The sequence below is a fragment of the Streptomyces sp. NPDC052023 genome (assembly GCF_044548465.1).
In the GTDB taxonomy this organism is placed as follows: domain Bacteria; phylum Actinomycetota; class Actinomycetes; order Streptomycetales; family Streptomycetaceae; genus Streptomyces.
Genome location: NZ_JBIUBW010000003.1, coordinates 380,111 through 400,083 on the forward strand (window position 1 = coordinate 380,111; position 19,973 = coordinate 400,083).

The following is a 19,973-nucleotide window of genomic DNA, read 5'->3' on the forward strand; positions in this document are numbered from 1 at the left end:
GGCGGAACCTTCGCCGTGTGCGGTCAGCCCGCCTGCGCGCGGGCCGTCAGCCCGTGACGCAGGCACTCGCTCAGATCGGCCGCGATGCTCCCGTCGGGGTCCAGGCGGGGGTTGAAGATCGTGACGTCCAGGCCGACGGCCCGCTCGTCACCGAGGGCCGTGCTCAGCACGTCCTCCAGCTCCAGCCACGTCAGCCCACCGGGCTGGCGGTAGTCGACGGCGGGCATGACCGCGTCGTCCAGCACGTCGACGTCCAGGTGGACCCAGTAGCCTCCGGGCACGCCGGCCAGCCGCTCGACCGCCCGGCGCGCGGCCGTCGCGGCGCCGACGGCGCGTACTCCGTCGAGGTCCAGCGCGTACAGCCCGGGTGGCAGGGGCTGCATGCCGAACTCCGCGGACTCCACGGCGTCCCGGTAACCGAGGACGACCACGTCCTGGTCACGCACCAGGGGACCGCGGCCCCCGATGTCGGTGAGCAGCCGGGGGCCACGGCCCGTGACCAGGGCCAGATCCATCGAGGCGGCCTCGCCCGCGGGCTCCGCCTCGGGCTGGTAGAAGTCGGTGTGCCCGTCGAGGAACAGCAGGCCGTGGCGGCCACGCCGCTTCAGGGCCAGCAGGTTGCCGAGCAGGATGCTGCAGTCGCCGCCGAGCACGACAGGAAAGCGGCCGGAGTCGAGCACCGCGCCGAGCGCGTCGGCGAGCCGGACCGAGTACTGCGCGATGCCGGTGCAGTTGAGCACGCCGGTGTCGGGGTCCCGCGTCGCGTCGTAGGGGGGCGGTTCGACCAGGCCGGCCCGCACCGCGCCCGGGACGTCCAGCAGCCCGGCGGACAGCAGTGCCGCCGGGAGGTCCTCGACGCCGGACGGCCGCAGCCCCAGGACGGACGGTGCCTCGATGATCGCCAGTTCCTGCACGTCACAGTCCCTTCGCCGGTGGGCGCTCCGTGGGAGACGTGGCCCGCGGCCCCTCGTCGCGGTCCCTCACCTTCCGGCCATCGTCGCCCAGAACCGGCCCCGGCGCCCTGTCAGGGGACCGGGGCCTCGTCGCGCCGGCAGTACAGGAACAGGTGCGGTTCGGGGATCGCCTCCGGATGCGCGGGGGTGAAGACCGTACGCTCCTGCCGGAGCACCGTCAGTCCCGCGGCGCCCGCCATCGCGGCGAACTCCCCGGCTCCGAAACTCGTCACCCGCACCGGCTGCCCCATGAAGACTGCCTCGACGTCCTCCACGTCCAGCGGCACGGTGGCGAGCACCAGACGACCGCCGGGCCGCACCGCCCGCGCCAGCCGCCCGATGAGGACGGACTGCTCCGCGCGGGACAGCTGGAGCAGGGAGAAGTACACGCACACCGCGTCGAACGAGCGGTCCGGCAGGGACATTTCGCGGATGTCGGCGCACCGGAAGGCGGCGCCCGGCACCTGCCGGGCCGCGAGGTCCACCATCACGGGCGACACATCGACACCGAGGACGTCGTGGCCCGCGTCGGCAAGCATCTGTGCCGTGGGCCGTCCGGTCCCGCTGCCGACGTCCAGCACCCGGCTGCCGGGCTTCAGTTGCCCGAGCAACCACTCCAGCGACGCCCGGTGTGCCCGCGAACCCGCGAACGCCTTCTCGTACGCCTCCCCGATCGCGTCGAACACGGTGGCGGCGTGCGGCCGGTGATCCCCGTCGGTCACGATGCTTCCCCTCTCCCGGGTGGTGCCGGGCATCGTTCCACTCACGAGCCGGGGTCACAACGGCGCGAACGGCACGGCGGGACGCCCGTGCCTCCGGGCGCGTCGCCGGGCGAACAGCCGGCCGACGCCGGGGCTCGGGGCTCCGGGATCCGGGCTCGGCGCTCCAGGGGAGGGGCTGCGGGGGAGGGGCCGGGTGGTGGCGGTTGCGGTCGCCCGGGGCGGCACGGCAGGGTGCGGGCGTGACCACCTTGCTGATCGTGCATCACACGCCCTCGCCCAACTGCCAGGCCCTGCTGGAAGCGGTGATCTCCGGTGCGACGACGCCGGAGATCGACAACGTCCGGGTCGAGCGCCGCGCGGCGCTGTCCGCGACCGCCTCCGACGTGCTGGCAGCCGACGGTTATCTGCTCGGCACCCCGGCGAACCTCGGCTACATGTCGGGCGCCCTCAAGCACTTCTTCGACCAGGTCTACTACCCGTGCCTGGACGAGACGCGAGGCCGGCCCTTCGGCTACTACGTGCACGGCGGCAGCGACGTCACGGGCGCGGTGCGCGGCATCGAGTCGGTCACGACGGGGCTGGGCTGGCGGCGCACGGCCGAGGCGGTCACCGTGACCGGCGAGCCGGACCGGGCCGACATCGAGCGCGCGTGGGAACTGGGGGCGACGGTCGCCGCCGGGCTCATGGCACCGTAGCGGCCGGGGCCACCCGCAACGGCCGAGCCCCGGCCGACGCCGCGATCACTCCGCCGTCCGGCCGGCCCCGGCCGCCGGAGGAGGTGCCGGATACCGCTCGGCCAACTGGACCATCAGCAGCAGGAGCAGCGCCGCCAGCGAGGCCATCGACGCACTCACCGCCGTGAGACCGGCGCTCCAGGGCGGGGCCACCGTGAGGTCCAGCGCCCGTGACAGGCCCGCCGAATGGACGCGGTTCTCCAGCAGCCCGGCCCCGGCCAGCCCGGCCGGCATCAGCATCCCCGCCATCAGTGCCGGAACACTGGCCCGCAGCGCCAGCACGACGGCGAGGACGAGGCACACCCCGGACATACCGAGCGCGAGCGCGTACACGCTGAGCGGCGCGTCGTCCCGGCGCAGCGGGAAGTACGCCGCACCGCACACCACGAGTGCCGCGGCGGCGAGCCAACTCGGCCAGAACACCGGCCGCCTGGGCCGAGCCGGACGACGGGGACGCCGGAGCCGCAGCTGCCGCCCGGGGCGCCGCGGCGCGGCTTCCCGAGGGTGGTCCTGCGCCTGAGCCGTGTCCGCGAACGCCGTCTGCGGGAGTGCCACGGACGGCCGCAGCGCCGCGGCCGCGGCCAGCGCCTCGCGCCGCCGCTCCTGGCCGAGCCGTCCGATCAGCTCCGCGAGTTCCTCCACGGGCCGCCCCGTGGCCGCCGCGCGGACCGCCTCCTGCCCGCAGTGCGGTGGCAGCGAGGTGTGGTGCAGCAGGGCCATCAGCCGGGACACGTCGTCGAGGGACCGCCGCTCGACCGCCACACGGATGGTCTCGTCCGCGCTGTCCGCGCCGCGTGGCGGGTGGGTCAGCTCGGCGATCAGACGTGCCACGTCCTCGACGGGACGGTCCACCGCGACCGCCCCCAGCACGGCGACGACCGTCTGCGCGTACTCCGGCGACTGCTCCATCAGCGTGACCAGCCGCACGATCTCCGCCAGCGGCCGGTCACTGACAGCGGCGTGGACGAGGTCACCGACCGGGTCCAGAGCCGGTGGGGCGGGCGCGGGATCCCGCAGCGCGGTGTCAGGTGCCGTCGAGGGTTCGGGAGCCGGTTCGTCCAGCGGGCCCGCGGCCTCGAGGAGCGCGGTCGTGTCGGGTCCGAGCACCGTGCCGACGACGTACCCCGTGTCGGCGGCAGGGGCGGGAGCCGACGGCGGTTCGCCGGGCGGGGCGCTGTGCGGCGGGGGCTCCACGACCGGGGCGGGGTGGTGCGGTGCCGTCGCGACGGGGGCGCTGTGGATCGGTGCCTCGGCGACCGGGGGACTGTAGGCCGGCGGTTCGATGACCGGGGCGGGGCGGGGCGGTGCCGCCGCGACGGGGGCGCTGTGGATCGGTGCCTCGACGGCCGGGGGACTGTAGGCCGGCGGTTCGATGACCGGGGCCGGACGGACCGGCGGCTCCGCCACAGGCGCGCTGTACGCCGCCGTCTCGGCGACGGGGGCGACGGCGGAGGGCGGCTCGCCGGCGGCCGCGGGGTCGCCGAAGAGTATGTGGGCGGGGTTCGACTGCTGTGGTGATGAACGCGTGGTCATCCTGGGCTCCAAGGGAGTCGTGCGGCCGCTCCTGCGCTGCCGAAGCGCGACACGCGATGTCCCTGACCATTACTAGGGGCGTCCCCGGCGCCTCGCCACCGGGGTGCTGCGACCGTGTGACGCCCGGCGTCCGCGTGTGGCCGAGGCCACGCCGGCGAGGAGGGCAGGGCCATGTCGTCCTCGGGGGATCCCGGGCTACCGTTGCCGCCCGGACCCTTTCCCCGACCCCTTCCTCGCACACGACGCGAACGTGTCCTTCGCGCCCGGAATTCGGACGGCCCAGCAGTGCTCGCAGACCTCTCCCCGCTCATCGCGGCGACCGCCCAGTGGCTCACGCGCGCCTACCCGGCGTCCGGCGGCGCCCTGGCCGCCGCCCTGTGCGAGGCGCAGGCGCGGCAGGCCGTGACGGTCGCGACGCGGCTGCGGTATCCGACCCGGATGGACGCCGCACTGGTGGGGATGGCGGGGCCCGGAGGCTCCCAGCGGCTCGACTGGATCACCGGGGCCGACGCCGGCGGGAGCGAGGACCCCGACGGCGGCGCCTGGCGCACCTGGGTGGACGAGGTCGTGGCGAGCTGGGCCGCGTGCCTGCTCATCGACCCCGAGCTGGCCGGCCTCGCGGTCGCCGCGCTCGCCGAGGGCGGTCGGACGACCGGCGGGCCGGCGGAGTTCCGCCGCCTGCTCACGCCCGGCGCGGACGACCGGCGGGCGGCGGCACTGCTGCGCCACCCCGACCTCCTGGCACCGGTCGCCGAGCTGCACCAGGAACCGCTGCTGCACCGGCTGGGGCCGGGGCGGGCGCTGATCGCCTGAGGTCGCGGCCGAAGGGGTTCGACGGCCGGGGAGCCTCGGCGTCCTCGCCGGGCCGCGTCAGCTCACGCCTTCTTCCCGCGCCCCGACAGCGCGTCCCGCACCCGGTCCACCAGCCCCGCCCCCGGGGCCAGCAGCTTGTTCAGCGGCGGCGTGTCCGGGGCCGAGGGGTGCGGACGGGTCGGCGCCATCTTCTTCGCCTGGCGGACCTTGTCCCCGAGCTCGTCCAGCGCCTGCGGGGGGCACGCGGCGCGCAGCGCCGGGAAGAGGTTCTCCTCCTCGTCCGCCAGGTGCGCGCGGATCTCGGTCATCAGCATGCTGATCAGGCGGTCGAACTCGGGGTCGCCCGCGTCGCATCCCTCCAGGTCCTTCATGATCTGCTCGGCCTTGGCGTGGTCCTCGATCTCCTCGTCGGCCATCGCGTCGCCGTTCGGCACGTGCTCGCGTACCGCCGGGTAGAGGTAGGCCTCCTCGGCCACCGAGTGCCGGACCAGCTCCATCGTGACCTGGTCGGCGTACAGCTTGCGGTCCTTCTCTCCTGGCGCGAGCGCCTCGATGCGGCCGAAGAGCTCCTCGACCTCACGGTGATCGGTCACCAACTCGTCGATGACGTTTCCGCCATGTCCCATGGTCTCTGCCTCCTGCGTCAGCACGGCGGCTCCGGATGAGATCCGCCACCCGCGTACGAGTGCCCTGCCCCAAGGCACTGACACGGTGGCGCCGCGCCTCACACGCGCCAGCCGTACCGCCGCTCGGGCCGCCCGGCCACGCCGTACCGCAGGGACACGTCGGCGTTGCCGGTGGCGTGGAAGTGCTCCAGGTAGCGGCGCGCGCTGACGCGGGAGACGCCGGTCAGGGCGGCGCACTCGGTGGCGGAGAGGGTGCCGTCGGCGGAACGCAGGGCGCGCTCGACCAGTTCGGCGGTCTCCACACTCATGCCCTTGGGCAGCCCTCCGGCGGCGGGCGCCGGAGCCGCCCCCGCCAGGACCCGGTCCACGTCCGCCTGATCGCGCACGACGGTGGCCAGCAACCGGCCGCGCTGGGCGGCGTACCGTTCCAGGCGGCTCCCCAGGTCCTCGAACTCGAACGGTTTGAGGAGGTAGTCGACCACGCCGTGGCGTACGGCGTCGCGCACGGTGCCCGCCTCGCGGGCGGCGCTGATCACCATGACGTCGCAGTCGTGCCCGGCGGTGCGCAGGTGGGGGATGACGTCGAGACCGAAGATGTCCGGCAGATACAGGTCGAGCAGGACCAGGTCCGGGCGCAGTCCGTCGACGGCGTCGATGGCCTCCCGGCCGGTGCCCGCGACACCGACGACGCGGAACGGGCTGACCCGTTCGACGAAGGCGCGGTGCACCCTGGCCACCATGAAGTCGTCGTCGACCACGAGGACGTCGATCGTGCCCGGCGGGCCGGGCGTTCGTGCTGTGCCGGTCATCGGTCCGCTCCTTCCGCCACCGCGCCGGTGAGGTGGCTGACGGTCATGCGCGCGGTGAACAGGGCGCCGTCGGGGGTGTTGCGCACCGAGATCTCCCCGCCGTGACGTTCGCAGACCAGCCGGGTCAGCGCCAGGCCGATGCCGCGCTCGCCGTTCCTGGCGGCCTTGGTGGTGAAGCCGTGCGAGAAGACCTCCCGGGCCAGGTCGGGCGCCACGCCCGGCCCCGAGTCCCGGACGGCGATCTCCACACTCGCCGCGTCCTGCCGCAACTCGACCTCCACCCAGGCGGCATGCCTCCCACCGGCCAGTCCACGGAGCGACGCCTCGTCCTCGCCCCCGCTCCGGTCCGCGTCCCTGCCGCCGCCGTGCCGGCCCGCGTCGCTCCCGCCGCGCGGGTCACGGTCGTTGCCGCCGCTGCGGCCCGGGCCCTGGCTGCCGTTTGGGGCGTGGCTCCTGCCCCCGCCGTGCCGGCCCGCCTCGCTCCCGCCGCGCGGGTCCCGGTCGTTGCGGCCGCCGTGGCCTGTGTCGGGGCTGCCGGTTGAGGCGTCGTTCGTACCGGCGCCGTGCCGGCCCGCGTCGCTCCCGTCGCGCGGGCCGCCCGCCTCGCTCCCGTCGCGCGGGCCGCCCGCCTCGCTCCCGCCGCGCGGGCCGCCCGCCTCGCTCCCGCCGCGCGGGCCGCCCGCCCCGCTCCCGTCGCGCGGACCGCCCCCGTCGCTGCCGCCGCTCCGGCCGTCCTCCCGGCCGCCGGTCCGGCGACCTTCCCTGCTGCCTGGACGGCGACCTTCCCTGCCGTCGCTCCGGCCACCCTCCCGGTGGCCGGGACGGCCATCGGCTTCCGGGCCCGCCACGGTCCCCGCGCCCACCGCCGCCGCGTCCACCGCGTTGTCCACCAGGTTGCCCACGACCGTCGCCACGTCCGCCGCGTCCTCGGGGGTCAGGCGGCCGAGGGCCGTGTGGTCCGAGATGCGCAGGTGGACCTTGCGTTCGGCGGCCTGGGAGCACTTGGCCATGAGCAGGGCAGCCACCGTGGTGTCGCGGACGCGGCGGCTCAGGGTGATGTCCAGGGACTGCCGGCGCCGGTGGAGCGCGCGGATGTAGCGCACCACCTCCTCCTGCTCGCCGATCTGGATCAGCCCGGAGATGGTGTGCAACTGGTTGGCGAACTCGTGCGCCTGGGCGCGCAGCAGCTCGGAGGAGCTGCGGAAGGAGCCGAGCTCCCGTTCCAGCCGGGCCAGTTCGGTACGGTCCCGCAGCGTGGTGACCGATCCGAGCGGCCGTCCCTCCTTGCGTACCGCCATCCGGTTCATGACCAGGACCCGGCCGTGCCGGATGACGACCTGATCGCGTTTGTCGGCCGTGCCGTCCCGTTCCCCGGCCAGCACGTCCCGCAGCCGCCCCTCGACTCCGAGCTCGGCCAGGCTCCGCCCCACGCAGTCCCCGGGCAGGTCGAGCAGCCGCCGCCCCATCTCGTTGACCAGGGTGAGCCGTTGCTGCGGATCCAGGGCGACCACGCCCTCCGCGATCCCGTACAGCATCGCCTCCCGGTGCTCGGCGAGCCCGGCGATCTCCCGTGGCTCCAGGCCGAGCGTCTGCCGCTTCACCCGCCGGGCCAGCAGCAGCGAGCTGGCCAGCCCCAGTGCGCTGGCGATGCCCAGATAGGCGAGGAGATACGAGGACGCGCCACTGAGCCGCTGCCAGATGGTGGGGGAGGCCTCGCCGATCATCACCGTGCCCAGGTGCCGCCCGAGGTTCTCGCGCGCCGCTCCCAGCACCGGCACCTGCGCCACCCGTTCGCGCCCGCCGCCCAGCGTCAGCTCGCCCGACCAGCCGCGCCCCTCGCCGGCACCGTCGCCGAGCGGCAGCGTCCGGCCGATCGCCGTCGGGTCCGTGGAACTCACGATCCGTCCCCGCCCGTCCGCGACGGTCACGGAGGTCACCCCGGACTGCGACTGCGTGGCGTTCACCAGTGGCGCCAGCGCCTCCCGGGGCAGCGGCCCCACCAGCTGGCCGCGCACCAGCGGGTTCGCCGCGAGCTGTTCGGCCAGCGCGCCCACCCGGCGGCCCTCCACCCGGTCGAAGGTCGCCTCCGACTGCGCGAGCGAGACCCCGGCAACCGCCACCAGCACCACCACCACGATGGCGAGCTGGAGGACCAGCATCTCGCCGGCGAGGGTCTGACGACGGAAGGTGGCGACCACGGCGTACTCGATCTTTCGGCGGGGAGGCTTCAGGGGCGGGGTCGCCCCATCATGGCCCCCACCTGCGCCGGAGGAAAGGGATCGGTCACTGCCGGACCGGCGGCCGCGGACCGGCGCCGCCGTGGCCGGAGCTGACACAAAGACCAAAACCTCCGTTGGTTCCGCAAGCGCGACAGCACGCCGGGGTGGGTGCAGCATGTGGCCCACCTCACCCCCCCCACGGGACTTTCCCCAACCGCATCGACCGACCGACAGGTGGTGGCACTCGTGCGCCTGCGCACCCCCCTCGCCCTGCTCGGGGCCGCCGTGCTCGTCCTCATCGGGCCGCCGCTGCTGACCACCGGCAGCGGCACCGGGACCGGCACCCAGATCCCCGGCCTGCGCTTCATGGTCCCCAACACGCCCGGCGGCGGGTACGACATCACGGCGCGTACGGCCGCGAAGAACGCCGAGGACGCCGGACTCACCCCTGGCATCGAGGTGTTCAACCTGCCCGGCGCCGGCGGCACCGTGGGCCTCAGCCGCCTGGTCGGGGAGCACGGCAACGGCAGGCTCGCGATGTCGATGGGGCTCGGCGTCGTCGGCGCCGTCCGTTCCAACGACGCGCCCGCCACGCTCTCCGACACCACCCCGATCGCCCGCCTCACCGAGGAACAGGACGTCGTGGTGGTCGCCAAGGACTCGCCGTACCGGACGATCGGGGAACTGGTCGACGCCTGGAAGGCGGACCCCGGCGAACTCCCTGTCGGCGGCGGTTCCTCACCGGGCGGCCCCGACCACCTCGCCCCCATGCTCATGGCGCGGGCCGCCGGAATCTCCCCGAAGCAGGTCAACTACATCCCGTTCGACGGCGGCGGCGAGCTGCTCGCCTCCATCCTCGGCAACAAGGTCGCCTTCGGCGTCTCCGGCGTCGGGGAGTACCTCGACCAGATCAAGGCGGGTGAGCTGCGCCTGCTCGCGGTCACCGGCCCCGAGCGCGTCGAAGGCCTGGACGCGCCCACCCTCCAGGAGGCGGGCTACGACGTGAACTTCACCAACTGGCGCGGCATCGTCGCCCCGCCCGGCCTCTCCGACGCCGAGCGCGGCAAACTCGTCCGCCTCATCGAGGAACTCCACGACTCGCCCGAGTGGCAGCAGTCCATGAAGCAGAACGGCTGGGACGACGCCTTCCTGTCCGGCGAGCGGTTCGGGGACTTCCTGGAGGCCCAGGACCGGCGTGTGGTGTCGGTGCTGAAGGAGCTGGGACTGTGACGACGACCGCCGGCATCCCCCCGGCCCCTGCCCCGGCCCGCCGCTCCTGGCTGCGCGACCACTCCGAACTCGGCGTCTGCGTCCTGCTGCTGGCCCTCGGTGCGCTGGTGCTCACCGACGCGCTCACGATGGACGTCGACATCGCCCAGCGCGGACCCGTCGGCCCCAGGACGGTGCCCGTCGGCGTCGGCACCGGGCTGCTGCTCATCGCCGCCCTGCTCGCCGTCGACGTGTTGCGTGGCGGCCGCGGCCAGGCCGAGACAGGCGAGGACGTGGACCTGTCCGAACCCGCCGACGGGCGCACGGTCCTCCTGCTCGCCGGGGTGTTCCTGGGTGCGGCCGTGCTCATCGAACCGCTCGGCTTCCCCGTCGCGGGCGCCCTGTTGTTCTGGGGCGCCGCCTTCGCCCTGGGCAGCCGCCGCCCGGACCGCGATCCGCTCATCGCGGCCGTGCTGTCCCTCGTCACCTACGCCGTCTTCAACAACCTGCTCGGCGTGCCGCTGCCCGGCGGCCCCCTGATGGGAGTGCTGTGAGATGAACGCCCTCAACTCCCTGCTGGACGGCTTCGGTACGGCACTGACGCCGCTCAATCTGCTCTGGGCCGCCCTCGGTGTGCTGCTCGGCACCGCGATCGGGGTGCTGCCCGGCATCGGCCCGGCCATGGCGGTCGCGCTGCTGCTGCCGGTGACGTACGGACTCGACCCGGTCGGCGCGTTCATCATGTTCGCGGGCATCTACTACGGCGCCATGTTCGGCGGCTCGACGACCTCGATCCTGCTCAACACACCCGGTGAGAGCGCCGCCGTGGTCGCCGCGATGGAAGGCAACCCCATGGCCAAGTCGGGGCGCGGCGCGCAGGCGCTGGCCGCGGCGGCCATCGGCCACTTCGCCGGCGGCATGGTCGGCACGATCCTGCTGGTCGCGCTCGCCCCGACGGTGGCCCGGCTCGCCGTCGACATCGGCGCACCCGACTACTTCGCCATCATGGTGCTCGCCTTCATCGCGGTGACGTCCGTCCTCGGCTCGTCCCGGATCCGGGGACTCGCGTCCCTGTTCATCGGGCTGACGCTCGGACTGGTGGGCCTCGACCAGATGACCGGCCAGCCAAGACTCACCTTCGGCTCCCTCCAGCTCGCCGACGGCATCGACGTGGTGATCGTCGCCGTCGGCCTGTTCGCGATCGGCGAGGCCCTGTGGGTCGCCGCCCATCTGCGGCGCCGGCCGGGCGAACCGATCCCGGTGGGCCGCCCGTGGCTCGCCCGTGGCGATGTCAGGCGCACCTGGAAGTCCTGGCTGCGCGGCCCCTTCATCGGTTTCCCCTTCGGCGCCATCCCCGCGGGCGGCGCCGAGATCCCCACCTTCCTCTCCTACGTCACCGAGAAGCGCCTGTCGAAGCACAAGGACGAGTGGGGCAAGGGCGCCATCGAAGGCGTCGCCGGACCCGAGTCCGCCGCGTCCGCCTCGGCGGCGGGCACGCTGGTGTCGATGCTGACGCTGGGCCTGCCGACCACCGCGGTCGCCGCCGTGATGCTGGCCGCCTTCCAGCAGTACGGCATCCAGCCCGGCCCGCTGCTCTTCGAACGCGAACCCGAGCTGGTGTGGGGCCTGATCGCCTCGCTGTTCGTCGGCATGGTGCTGCTGCTCGCGCTCAACCTTCCGCTCGCACCGCTGTGGGCCAGGCTGCTGCGCATTCCCCGGCCGTATCTGTACGCCGGAATCCTCTTCTTCGCGTCGGCCGGCGCCTACGCCGTCGGCGGCGAGGTCGTCGACCTGGTGATCCTGCTGATCATCGGCCTCGTCGGGTTCGGCATGCGCCGCTACGGGCTGCCCGTGCTGCCCGCCGTCATCGGCGTCATCCTCGGTCCCAACGCCGAGCAGCAGTTGCGCCGGGCCCTGCAGATCAGCGACGGCAGTGTCACCGGCCTCGTCAACACCCCGTTCGCGGTGACCGTGTACGCGATGGTCGTCGTCGTACTGGCGTGGCCGCTGCTCAGGCGGCTGGTACGCCGGGACCGCGCCACGGCGTCGTAGCCGCGCCGAAGGGGCCGGGCCGCCGTTCGGCCCGGCCCCTTCGGAAGGACCGGTCAGACCTCTCCGCGCCAGCCGCCCGTCTCCGCACCGCGGTGCTCGATGTATTCCTTGAACCGCTTCAGATCTCCGGTGACCTGCCGCTTCACCACGCCGAGCTTGTCGCCGACGGTTTCGGTGAGACCCTCGGGGTCGTAGTCCAGCTGGAGCATGACCTTGGTCGTGCCGTCGTCGATGCGATGGAAGGTGACGACCCCGGCCTGCTGTGCCTCACCACCGATCGTGGTCCAGGCGACCCGCTCGTCCGGGATCTGCTCGGTGATCTCCGCGTCGAACTCGCGCTGCACGCCACCGACCTTCGTCACCCAGTGCGTCAGCGTGTCCGTGCGCTGCTCGATCCGCTCGACTCCGCCCATGAACTCGGGGAAGGTCTCGAACTGCGTCCACTGGTTGTACGCGGTACGGACCGGGACGTCGACCTTGATGGATTCCTCTACCTGTGACATGGAAAATCTCCCTCGCTCCGTGCTCTCGGGTCTGCGAAATGCCGTTGAGGTCTGCGATGTCGTGGACATGAGGCCGAGTACCAGGCCGGGCGCCGGGCAATCATGGAGATCGTCAGGTGACGCGATCCTCGGGCATGTCCACCTTGCGCCGGTCCTGCTCGTCCCAGGCGCGGGTGTCACGCGGCTCGGTGTACGGCTCGGCCTCGGGCGGATGGCCGCCGGCGATGGCTCGCTGACGTGCGGTCTCGGCGTCGAACTCCAGGCCGAGCAGGATGGCCAGGTTGGTCACCCACAGCCAGATGAGGAAGATGATGACGCCCGCCATGGTGCCGTACGTCTTGTTGTACGAGCCGAAGTTGGCGACGTAGAAGGCAAAGCCCGCGGACGCTGCCATCCAGGCCAGCAGCGCCAGGAAACTGCCCGGAGTGACCCAGCGCCACCCCTTGACCTTGGCGTTGGGGCAGGCCCAGTACAGGATCGCGATCATCAGCGTGACCAGGAGGACCAGGACCGGCCACTTGGCGATCGACCACACCGTCAGCACGGTCTCGCCGAGGCCCAGGGCGTCCCCGACCCGGCGGGCCAGACCACCGCTGAAGACCACGATGACCGCGCTGATCACCGCCATCACCATGAGCACGACGGTCACGCCGACGCGCACCGGCAGGATCTTCCAGATCGGCCGGCCCTCGGGAACGTCGTACACGGCGTTGGAGGTCCGGATGAACGCCGCCACGTAGCCCGACGCCGACCACACGGCCAGCAGCAGGCCGACGACGGCGAGGATCGAGCCGACGCCGGCGTTGTTCTGGAGGTTCTGCACGGCCTGGGTGATGATCTCCCGGCCGGCACCGGGAGCGAACTGCTGCAGGTTCTCCAGCAGCCGTTCCGTGACCGACTTGCTCGCGACGCCCAGGAGCGACACCAGCACCAGCAGCGCCGGGAAGAGCGACAGCACCGTGTAGTACGTCAGAGCCGCCGCCCGGTCCGTGAGCTCGTCGTCCTTGAACTCGCGCACGCTGCCCTTGAGCACGGCCATCCACGAGTGCCTGGGGAGCTTCACGGGTGAGTCGGGCGCCGCCCGCTCCACCTCAGGCCGCGGTCCGGCCTCCTCCGGCACCGGATTCTCTCCGTCGCGCTGATCCTTGTGACCTGGGAGATGCAGCTTCGCCATGGCCGCCGGGTAACCCGAATGCGCCGTCCTAAGAGTGCCCGGTCACGAAGCCGGTACGGCACCGGGCGAAACCAGCGGTGCCGTGGCTCTGGTCCGAACCACGACACCTGACGAAACCGGCTCCGCGGCGCCGGATTCGCTGCCCTCCAGGTACCCCGGCTCCCGCTGGGCTGAATCGCCCTTGCCGGCATTCCGCCGACCGGCCCGGGGGGAGGGCGCGGGGGCTCAGCTCTGGGGGGCGGATCTCGTGCGGATGTTCTGGGCGACGTCGCGCAGCTTGACGTTGTGCGTCTGGGAGATGCGCTTGAGCACCTCGAAGGCCGCTTCCTCGCTCATCTGGTGGCGCTCGCGCAGGATGCCCATGGCCTCGCCGATGGCGTGCCGGGTGTCCATGGCGTGTTCGAGCTGGTCGACCGTGCGGGCGCTGGCCAGGGCCACCGCCGCGTGCGAGGCGAGCAGCCAGCCGGCCGTCTCCATCTCCGGAGTGAAGGCGCCGGGCCGGCGGGAGTAGAAGTTCAGGGCGCCGAAGTCGTCGTCCCTGGTGTAGAGCAGGAAACCCATCATGCTGCCCACGCCCAGCTCACGGGCGGCGGGGGCGAAGCGCGGCCAGTCCGGCTGCGACTTGCTCATGTCGGTGATCCGGAAGAGCCGCTCGCCGTCGACCCGCCGGGCCGCGTCGAAGCACGGGCCCTCACCCAGTTCGCCCTGCAGCCGGTCGGACTCCTCGACCATGTCCCCATGTGCCGACAGCGTCACGGCGCGGCCCTTGCGCAGGGCCAGGACACCGGCCGCGTCGCAGCCCTCGACCAACCCGACGCCTCGTTCGGCGATGGCGTCGAGCGTCTCCTGCGTGGAACCCTGCGCCAGCAGATGCCGGGCCAGCTCGGCCATCTGTTCGGCGAACGCACGCCAGTCCATCCGTCTCCACCGTCCCGCTCGTCGAACCTTCGTGAGAGAAGGAGCCCGAAGGCCGACCGCCGGGACCCGCCCGCCGGGCCTGGCCACCGCCCGTCCCGGACGTACCTTCCAGTACGGGCGTCGGCCGAGCACCGGCTCGGCTGCCCTGTTCGCAGCCTACCGCTCGCATGCCGCCCCTGTACGACCGAGTGATCATGGCGACGGCCGGCCCGCCCACCCGCCGGTCGCCGGCTCGCTGCCTCCCCGCCGGCCCGAGGGGACTCTCCGGCCCGTCGGTCTCAGCGGCCTCCCACCGGCCCGTACGACTGCTCCGGCACGGCGCGCCGCCCGGCACCGCCCCCGCTCCGCGCGCCCGGCAGTGCCCGCCAGTCGAGACGCAGGATCGCCAGGTCGTCGGTGTGCCGCTCGGCGTTGAGGCCACGGACCCTGCCGATCAGCTGGTCGAGATGCTTGCCGGGGTCCGGCTCCGTGATCCCGTCGAGGATGCCCAGCAGCCCGTCCACCCCGAGCCGGTCCCTGTCGTCTCCCCCGTACCCCTCGATCAGGCCGTCGGTGTACGCGATCAGCGCGCCCTCCGGCGGCAGCTGCAGGGTCGTCGAGGGCCACTGCCCGAGGCCGGGCACGATGCCGAGGGCGATGCCGTGCGGGGCGGACACCACCTGGGCGCCGGCGGGCCCGACGAGCAGGGGTTCGTGGTGGCCGACCAGGTGCAGGGTGACCGTGGCCGCGGCCGGATCGAGGGTGATGAGGGTGCAGGTGGTGAAGAGGTCGCTGCCGGTGCGCTCCGCCGTGTGGATCTGTTCCAGCAGATGCAGCAGCCGGCGGTCACGGTGACCACCCAGCGTCAGTGCCCGCCAGGCGATCCGCAGGCAGACGCCGAGGGCGGCGGCGTCGGGGCCGTGCCCGCTGACGTCGCCGATGATCGCGTGGATCTGCCCGTCGCCGGTCTGCACGACGTCCAGGAAGTCGCCGCCCAGCAGTGCCTGCTCCCGTCCGGGGAAGTAGCGGCTGGTCGCGGTGACCGAGTCGGTGGACAGGATCGGCGTCGGCAGCAGCCCGCGCTCCAGACGCGCGTTCTCCTGCGCGCGCAGCCGGCCGACCCGGAGGTCCGCGCTGGCCCGCTCGGCCTGCTTGCGCTGGACGGCGTAGCGGACGGCCCGCTGGAGCAGATCCGGATCGACCTTGCCCTTGACCAGGTAGTCCTGTGCGCCGGCGGCCAGCGCGTCCACGCCCGCGTGCGACTCGGCCAGGCCGGTGAGCACGATGACCGCGGCGTGCGTGTCCGTCCGCTGGATCGCCTCGACCGTGCCGAGGCCGAGGGCGTCGGGCAGGTGCAGGTCGAGCAGCACGCAGTCGAAGTGCCGTGCGACGAGTGCGGCGCGCGCCTCGGCGAGCGTCCGGCACCGCACGAGGGTGTGCGGCATCTCGGTGTCGTACAGCAGCTCCTCGACCAGCAGGGCGTCACCGTCGTCGTCCTCGACCAGGACGATGCGGCAGGGCGACTCCGGTTCGACGGCTGACTCTGTCACGGGTGTGCCTCTCGCGCGCCGTCCGCCGTGGCGGAACGCTCGACGGGAAGGGTGAACACGACACGGGTACCGCCGGTGTGACCGGGGTCGATCCAGATGGTCCCGCCGTGGAACTCCACGACCTTCTTGCACATGGCCAGCCCGATCCCGGTGCCCGGATAGGCCTCCCGGGTGTGCAGCCGCTGGAAGAGGACGAAGACCTTCTCCTGGAAGTCCGGCTCGATACCGATGCCGTTGTCCGTGACGGCGAACTCCCGCAGGCCCTCGTCGGTGTCGCGGACGGTGATCCGGACCTCCGGGGAACGGTCGGGCCGGCGGAACTTGATGGAGTTCGACAGCAGGTTCTGCCAGAGCATGCCCAGCTGGGTCGCGTCGCCCACGACCTTCGGCAGCGGATCGTGCGTGATCCGTGCGTCGCTCTCCTCGATCGTCACGCTGAGGTTGTCCAGGGTGCGGGCGACGACGTCGTCCAGGTCGACCTCCGCGTGGTCGTTGAGCACCCGGCCGACCCGCGAGAACGCGAGCAGGTCGTTGATCAGGACCTGCATACGGTTGGCACCGTCGACCGCGAACGCGATGTACTGGTCGGCGCGTTCGTCGAGTTGCCCGCCGTAGCGCCGCTGCAGCAGCTGGGTGAAGCTGGAGACCTTGCGCAGCGGCTCCTGGAGGTCGTGGGAGGCGACGTAGGCGAACTGCTCCAGTTCGGTGTTGGAGCGCTGCAGATCGGCCGCCTGCTCGTCGAGCAGGCGGCGTGACCGCTCGCTGAACTCCAGCTCCTTCAGCAGGCGCTCACGCATCGACTCCACGTCGGAGCCCAACTGCCGCAGGTCGGCGGGGCCGGTGACGGCGATGGGCTGCTCGAATCGGCCGTCTGCCACTTCCCGTGCCGTCTGCCCGAGCCGGCCCAGCGGCCCGGTGATACCGCGCCGCAGCGCCTCGAAGGCGAGCGCGGCGGCCAGCACGATGATCAGCGCGATCATGGTGAACGTCCAGTTGCGCAGCGTCATGGCCTGGCGCAGGTCGCTGGAGGCGGCCGCGCGCCGGTCGGCCAGGTGCGTCTGCTGCGTCGACAGTGCGCGGCGCAGACTGTCGAAGGTGGCCTTGCCCTCCTGTGCGCGTGCCGCGGACAGTGCCGCGGCACGGTCGGGGGACGCGGTCGCGATGGGCACGGCGATCCGGCCCTGCCATCGCCGCGTCAGCTCCCGCACGTTCGCGAGTTCCTCCTCGGCGGCCCCGTCGGACGCCAGGAGTACGTCCAGCTGCCGCAGCGCCTCCTTCTCGTCGGTGACGCCGCGCGTGTACGGCTCCAGGAAGTCCCGCCGTCCGGACAGGCCGTAGCCGCGCACGCCGGTCTCCTGGTTCACCAGCGCGGCCTCCAGCCGCACCGCGTTGGTCAGGGCCGGGCCCCGGCGGTCCACGATCTGGTCGGTGAGCTGGGAGGTGCGGGTCATCGCCCAGGTCCCCAGAGCGCCGAGCACGGTCAGCACCGTCAGGGTGACGGCGACGCTCACCCGCAGCCAGCGGTGGGTCGTCCAACCGGCTGTGGCCCCGTGGGCGCCGGGCGGCTGCTCGTTCATCACGGCCTGCTGAGCTCCTTCACCTGTGACCGGGCCACGTCGAGGCCCTGGGCGCACCTTACCCGGGTGCGACAACAGATGTTGTCGTCGCGGGCTACGGCCCTCTAGGGTAGAGCCATGTCTGCCTCCCACTTCTCTGTGCCCAGAGGTGACGGGGAGATGACCGATCTCGTCACGCAGGCGGTCGACGAACTCGCCCTTCGCTGTGCGCAGTACGCGTTCCTGCCGCCGGGCGGCCCTGACGAATCGGCACGCCATGATGCGCTCGCCCACCTTTACGTGCTGGTCCAGGTGGAGCGGGCGGCACAGCAACTGGCGGAACAGGCAGCGCGCGCGGCGGCGGCGGCCGGAGCGGGATACCCCGCGATCGGCCGGGCATCCGGTATGAGCCGGCAAGGAGCCCGCCGTCGCTGGCCCGGCCTGATCACCAGCGGCACCCCACGTCACACCCCTTCCGCTTCCCGGAGTTCATAGTCATGTCCGTCCCCGCCCCCACCCGCCCCCACGACGTACTGCTGGTCGAGGACGACATCGCCGACGCGATGCTCATCCAGGACGCCCTGGCCGCACGCGGTGCCCGCAACCTCACCCAGGTCGCCGACGGCATCGAGGCCCTGGAGTATCTGCGCGATCCGGCGAACCAGCGCCCCGACCTGATCGTCCTCGACCTCAACATGCCGCGGATGAACGGCCGGGAGTTCCTGGCGGTGGTCAAGGAGGACCCCGAACTGCGCACCATTCCCGTGGTGGTGCTGACCACGTCCGCGGCGCCCGACGACGTCTCCGGCGCCTACCGCCACCACGCGAACGCCTATGTGACCAAGCCGGTCAACCTGGAGGAGTTCGAGGAGGCGGTCCGCAGTATCGACACGTTCTACCTGGACGTGGCGATGAAGCCGCCGCGGGGCTGACACCGCGCGCCGCGAGGACCGCGGACCCCGCGGCGCGGAGTCGCAAAGATCCCTTTCGAGCCGGAAAGATCTCCCTGCACGGCTCTGGGAACCTTTGCCGCGCCTCGTTACCCTCCGCCCATGATTTCCACGGTTGTGTGGGGTACGGGCAACGTCGGCCGCGCGGCCATCCGCGCCGTCGACGCCCATCCGTCGCTGGAACTGACGGCCGTACTGGTCGCCGATCCGGCCAAGGTCGGCCGGGATGCGGGGGAACTGAGCGGACTGGGCTGCGCACTGGGCGTGGCGGCGACCGCGGACGTCGGTGCCGTGCTCGCGGCCGGCCCGCGCGCGGTCGTGTACGCGGCTTCCGGTGACATACGGCCCGACGAGGCCCTGCGGGACCTCGAACGGGCCGTGCGGGCAGGGGCGGTGGTCGTCACGCCGTCCGTCTACGGCATGTACGACCACCGGGGCGCCCCGCCCGAGATCAGGGACCCGCTGCTGGAGGCCGTCGCGGCCGGCGGTGGATCCCTGTTCGTCTCCGGCGTGGACCCGGGCTGGGCGAACGACATCCTGCCCCTGCTGATCACCGGCCTCGGCTCGCGCATCGACGCGGTCCGCTGCCAGGAGATCTTCGACTACTCCACGTACGACCAGGAGGACTCCGTACGGAACCTGGTCGGCATGGGGCATCCGATGGACCACCAGCCGCCGATGCTCTGCGAGGGTGTGCCGACGGTGGTGTGGGGCGGGCAGTTGCGGATGATGGCCCGCGCGCTGGGCGTGGAACTCGACGAGGTCCGCGAGACACTTCAGCGGCGCCCGCTGGAAGCCACCGTCACCACGCCCACGATGGGTGAGTTCGCGGCGGGTACGCAGGGCGCCGTGCGCTTCGAGGTCCAGGGGGTCGTCGGCGGAGAGCCCCGCATCGTCGTCGAGCACGTCACCCGCATCCACGCCTCCTGCGCTCCGGACTGGCCGCAGCCTTCCGGCGGCGGCGCCGGAGCGCATCGGGTGGTCATCGAGGGCCGCCCCCGTATCGAGGTCACCGTCGAGGCGAGTGACGAGGGCGGCAACCGCTCGGCGGGCGGCAACGCCACCGCCGCCGGCCGTCTGGTCAACGCCATCGACTGGCTCACCGAGGCCAAGCCGGGCCTCTACGACGCGCTCGACGTCCCGCTGCGCCCCGCGGCGGGCCGACTGGGAAGGACCTGACCGGTGACCCTGCGCATCGACATCCCCGACGGAGCCGACCCCATCCCCTACGTGTGGGGCGACATGGTTCCCGAGATAGGCACGGCGGCGTCCCACTTCTCGCTGGCCGTGTACGCCCACACCAGCCTGGGGCTGCGTGAGTTCGAGGCGGCGCGGCTGCGCATCGCGCAGATCAACGGCTGCGTCTTCTGCCTGGACTGGCGCACCGAACGCGACGGGCACAAGGTCGAGGACGGCTTCGCGGAGGCGGTCACCGCCTGGCGGACCACGGACGCCTTCGACGCGCGCACCCGCCTGGCCGCCGAGTACGCCGAGCGGTACGCCCTGGACCACCACGGCCTGGACGAGGACTTCTGGAGCCGGATGACGGCCCACTACAGCCAGGCGGAGATCGTGGAGCTCAGCATGAGCATCGGGTCCTGGCTGGCGTTCGGCCGGCTCAACCATGTGCTGGGGCTGGACAGCGTCTGTGTCCTGCCCCAGCGTTAGGCGGG

General features: G+C 72.7%; 20 protein-coding genes. 9 read left to right on the forward strand and 11 right to left on the reverse strand.

What is annotated here, in order from left to right:
• Nucleotides 1-23 precede the first annotated feature (23 nt).
• Together ACIHCM_RS09335 and ACIHCM_RS09340 are read right to left on the reverse strand one after the other, a co-directional pair.
• Complete coding sequence (locus ACIHCM_RS09335) at nucleotides 24-914, reverse strand: arginase family protein (protein ID WP_399891601.1); 891 nt, start codon at nucleotides 912-914, stop codon at nucleotides 24-26.
• A 110-nt stretch (nucleotides 915-1,024) separates the two neighbouring features.
• Nucleotides 1,025-1,708, reverse strand: a complete 684-nt coding sequence (locus tag ACIHCM_RS09340) for a class I SAM-dependent methyltransferase (protein ID WP_399891604.1) — start codon at nucleotides 1,706-1,708, stop codon at nucleotides 1,025-1,027.
• Nucleotides 1,709-1,914: 206 nt separating this feature from the next.
• Between ACIHCM_RS09340 and ACIHCM_RS09345 the strand changes: the two genes are divergently transcribed.
• Nucleotides 1,915-2,370, forward strand: a complete 456-nt coding sequence (locus ACIHCM_RS09345) for a flavodoxin family protein (protein WP_399891607.1) — start codon at nucleotides 1,915-1,917, stop codon at nucleotides 2,368-2,370.
• A 45-nt stretch (nucleotides 2,371-2,415) separates the two neighbouring features.
• Here the strand turns inward: ACIHCM_RS09345 and ACIHCM_RS09350 are convergent, their stop codons facing one another.
• Nucleotides 2,416-3,942: a hypothetical protein gene (locus ACIHCM_RS09350; RefSeq protein WP_399891610.1), complete on the reverse strand. Its 1,527-nt coding sequence runs from the start codon at nucleotides 3,940-3,942 to the stop codon at nucleotides 2,416-2,418.
• 285 nt (nucleotides 3,943-4,227) lie between these two features.
• Between ACIHCM_RS09350 and ACIHCM_RS09355 the strand changes: the two genes are divergently transcribed.
• Entirely contained in the window at nucleotides 4,228-4,755 is a 528-nt protein-coding gene (locus ACIHCM_RS09355; protein ID WP_399891613.1) for a hypothetical protein, read from the forward strand.
• A gap of 62 nt (nucleotides 4,756-4,817) precedes the next feature.
• On the opposite strand, the gene ACIHCM_RS09360 is transcribed toward ACIHCM_RS09355, so the two are convergent.
• The 3 genes from ACIHCM_RS09360 to ACIHCM_RS09370 all read right to left on the reverse strand — a co-directional run bounded on the left by ACIHCM_RS09360 (nucleotide 4,818) and on the right by ACIHCM_RS09370 (nucleotide 8,388).
• Entirely contained in the window at nucleotides 4,818-5,381 is a 564-nt protein-coding gene (locus ACIHCM_RS09360) for a hemerythrin domain-containing protein (RefSeq protein ID WP_399891616.1), read from the reverse strand.
• Between the two features lie 98 nt (nucleotides 5,382-5,479).
• Nucleotides 5,480-6,190: a response regulator gene (locus ACIHCM_RS09365; protein ID WP_399891618.1), complete on the reverse strand. Its 711-nt coding sequence runs from the start codon at nucleotides 6,188-6,190 to the stop codon at nucleotides 5,480-5,482.
• The gene (locus tag ACIHCM_RS09370; RefSeq protein WP_399891621.1) at nucleotides 6,187-8,388 is read right to left on the reverse strand and encodes an ATP-binding protein; all 2,202 of its coding nucleotides are present in this window, start codon (nucleotides 8,386-8,388) and stop codon (nucleotides 6,187-6,189) included. Before ACIHCM_RS09370 ends, ACIHCM_RS09365 begins: the two co-directional genes overlap by 4 nt.
• 267 nt (nucleotides 8,389-8,655) lie before the next feature.
• Between ACIHCM_RS09370 and ACIHCM_RS09375 the strand changes: the two genes are divergently transcribed.
• The 3 genes from ACIHCM_RS09375 to ACIHCM_RS09385 are packed head-to-tail and all read left to right on the forward strand — an operon-like array spanning nucleotide 8,656 to nucleotide 11,670.
• A complete protein-coding gene (locus ACIHCM_RS09375; protein WP_399892192.1) occupies nucleotides 8,656-9,639 on the forward strand; it encodes a Bug family tripartite tricarboxylate transporter substrate binding protein in 984 nt (327 codons plus the stop codon).
• Nucleotides 9,636-10,172, forward strand: a complete 537-nt coding sequence (locus tag ACIHCM_RS09380) for a tripartite tricarboxylate transporter TctB family protein (protein WP_399891624.1) — start codon at nucleotides 9,636-9,638, stop codon at nucleotides 10,170-10,172. The genes ACIHCM_RS09375 and ACIHCM_RS09380 overlap by 4 nt, the downstream gene beginning before the upstream one ends.
• Nucleotide 10,173: 1 nt before the next feature.
• On the forward strand, nucleotides 10,174-11,670 hold the full coding sequence (locus ACIHCM_RS09385) for a tripartite tricarboxylate transporter permease (protein WP_399891627.1): 1,497 nt from the start codon (nucleotides 10,174-10,176) through the stop codon (nucleotides 11,668-11,670).
• Nucleotides 11,671-11,723: 53 nt separating this feature from the next.
• Here ACIHCM_RS09385 and ACIHCM_RS09390 read toward each other — a convergent pair whose 3' ends face one another.
• From ACIHCM_RS09390 to ACIHCM_RS09410, 5 genes are all read right to left on the reverse strand, one after another.
• Complete coding sequence (locus ACIHCM_RS09390; RefSeq protein ID WP_399891630.1) at nucleotides 11,724-12,173, reverse strand: SRPBCC family protein; 450 nt, start codon at nucleotides 12,171-12,173, stop codon at nucleotides 11,724-11,726.
• A 112-nt stretch (nucleotides 12,174-12,285) separates the two neighbouring features.
• Nucleotides 12,286-13,347, reverse strand: coding sequence for a YihY/virulence factor BrkB family protein (locus ACIHCM_RS09395; protein ID WP_399891633.1), 1,062 nt, complete (start codon nucleotides 13,345-13,347; stop codon nucleotides 12,286-12,288).
• A 225-nt stretch (nucleotides 13,348-13,572) separates the two neighbouring features.
• Nucleotides 13,573-14,265: a GAF and ANTAR domain-containing protein gene (locus tag ACIHCM_RS09400; protein WP_399891636.1), complete on the reverse strand. Its 693-nt coding sequence runs from the start codon at nucleotides 14,263-14,265 to the stop codon at nucleotides 13,573-13,575.
• A gap of 278 nt (nucleotides 14,266-14,543) precedes the next feature.
• Nucleotides 14,544-15,794, reverse strand: a complete 1,251-nt coding sequence (locus tag ACIHCM_RS09405; protein WP_399891639.1) for a PP2C family protein-serine/threonine phosphatase — start codon at nucleotides 15,792-15,794, stop codon at nucleotides 14,544-14,546.
• Complete coding sequence (locus ACIHCM_RS09410) at nucleotides 15,791-17,371, reverse strand: ATP-binding protein (protein ID WP_399891641.1); 1,581 nt, start codon at nucleotides 17,369-17,371, stop codon at nucleotides 15,791-15,793. The genes ACIHCM_RS09405 and ACIHCM_RS09410 overlap by 4 nt, the downstream gene beginning before the upstream one ends.
• A gap of 159 nt (nucleotides 17,372-17,530) precedes the next feature.
• Between ACIHCM_RS09410 and ACIHCM_RS09415 the strand changes: the two genes are divergently transcribed.
• The 4 genes from ACIHCM_RS09415 to ACIHCM_RS09430 all read left to right on the forward strand — a co-directional run bounded on the left by ACIHCM_RS09415 (nucleotide 17,531) and on the right by ACIHCM_RS09430 (nucleotide 19,968).
• Nucleotides 17,531-17,845 (forward strand): hypothetical protein, encoded by a 315-nt coding sequence (locus ACIHCM_RS09415; protein ID WP_399891644.1) that lies wholly within the window; start codon nucleotides 17,531-17,533, stop codon nucleotides 17,843-17,845.
• A 2-nt stretch (nucleotides 17,846-17,847) separates the two neighbouring features.
• The gene (locus ACIHCM_RS09420) at nucleotides 17,848-18,282 is read left to right on the forward strand and encodes a response regulator (RefSeq protein WP_399891647.1); all 435 of its coding nucleotides are present in this window, start codon (nucleotides 17,848-17,850) and stop codon (nucleotides 18,280-18,282) included.
• A gap of 120 nt (nucleotides 18,283-18,402) precedes the next feature.
• Entirely contained in the window at nucleotides 18,403-19,479 is a 1,077-nt protein-coding gene (locus ACIHCM_RS09425; protein WP_399891650.1) for a dihydrodipicolinate reductase, read from the forward strand.
• 63 nt (nucleotides 19,480-19,542) lie between these two features.
• Nucleotides 19,543-19,968, forward strand: coding sequence for a carboxymuconolactone decarboxylase family protein (locus ACIHCM_RS09430; RefSeq protein WP_399892195.1), 426 nt, complete (start codon nucleotides 19,543-19,545; stop codon nucleotides 19,966-19,968).
• Nucleotides 19,969-19,973 lie beyond the last annotated feature (5 nt).

What these genes read in the sequence shown, in the direction of transcription:
- ACIHCM_RS09410 (WP_399891641.1), bottom strand. Translation starts at nt 17,371, where the DNA reads ATGAACGAGCAGCCGCCCGGCGCCCACGGGGCCACAGCCGGTTGGACG.
- ACIHCM_RS09340 (WP_399891604.1), bottom strand. Translation starts at nt 1,708, where the DNA reads ATGCCCGGCACCACCCGGGAGAGGGGAAGCATCGTGACCGACGGGGAT.
- ACIHCM_RS09365 (WP_399891618.1), bottom strand. Translation starts at nt 6,190, where the DNA reads ATGACCGGCACAGCACGAACGCCCGGCCCGCCGGGCACGATCGACGTC.
- ACIHCM_RS09350 (WP_399891610.1), bottom strand. Translation starts at nt 3,942, where the DNA reads ATGACCACGCGTTCATCACCACAGCAGTCGAACCCCGCCCACATACTC.
- ACIHCM_RS09415 (WP_399891644.1), top strand. Translation starts at nt 17,531, where the DNA reads ATGACCGATCTCGTCACGCAGGCGGTCGACGAACTCGCCCTTCGCTGT.
- ACIHCM_RS09400 (WP_399891636.1), bottom strand. Translation starts at nt 14,265, where the DNA reads ATGGACTGGCGTGCGTTCGCCGAACAGATGGCCGAGCTGGCCCGGCAT.
- ACIHCM_RS09385 (WP_399891627.1), top strand. Translation starts at nt 10,174, where the DNA reads ATGAACGCCCTCAACTCCCTGCTGGACGGCTTCGGTACGGCACTGACG.
- ACIHCM_RS09430 (WP_399892195.1), top strand. Translation starts at nt 19,543, where the DNA reads ATGGTTCCCGAGATAGGCACGGCGGCGTCCCACTTCTCGCTGGCCGTG.
- ACIHCM_RS09425 (WP_399891650.1), top strand. Translation starts at nt 18,403, where the DNA reads ATGATTTCCACGGTTGTGTGGGGTACGGGCAACGTCGGCCGCGCGGCC.
- ACIHCM_RS09390 (WP_399891630.1), bottom strand. Translation starts at nt 12,173, where the DNA reads ATGTCACAGGTAGAGGAATCCATCAAGGTCGACGTCCCGGTCCGTACC.
- ACIHCM_RS09360 (WP_399891616.1), bottom strand. Translation starts at nt 5,381, where the DNA reads ATGGGACATGGCGGAAACGTCATCGACGAGTTGGTGACCGATCACCGT.
- ACIHCM_RS09420 (WP_399891647.1), top strand. Translation starts at nt 17,848, where the DNA reads ATGTCCGTCCCCGCCCCCACCCGCCCCCACGACGTACTGCTGGTCGAG.
- ACIHCM_RS09395 (WP_399891633.1), bottom strand. Translation starts at nt 13,347, where the DNA reads ATGGCGAAGCTGCATCTCCCAGGTCACAAGGATCAGCGCGACGGAGAG.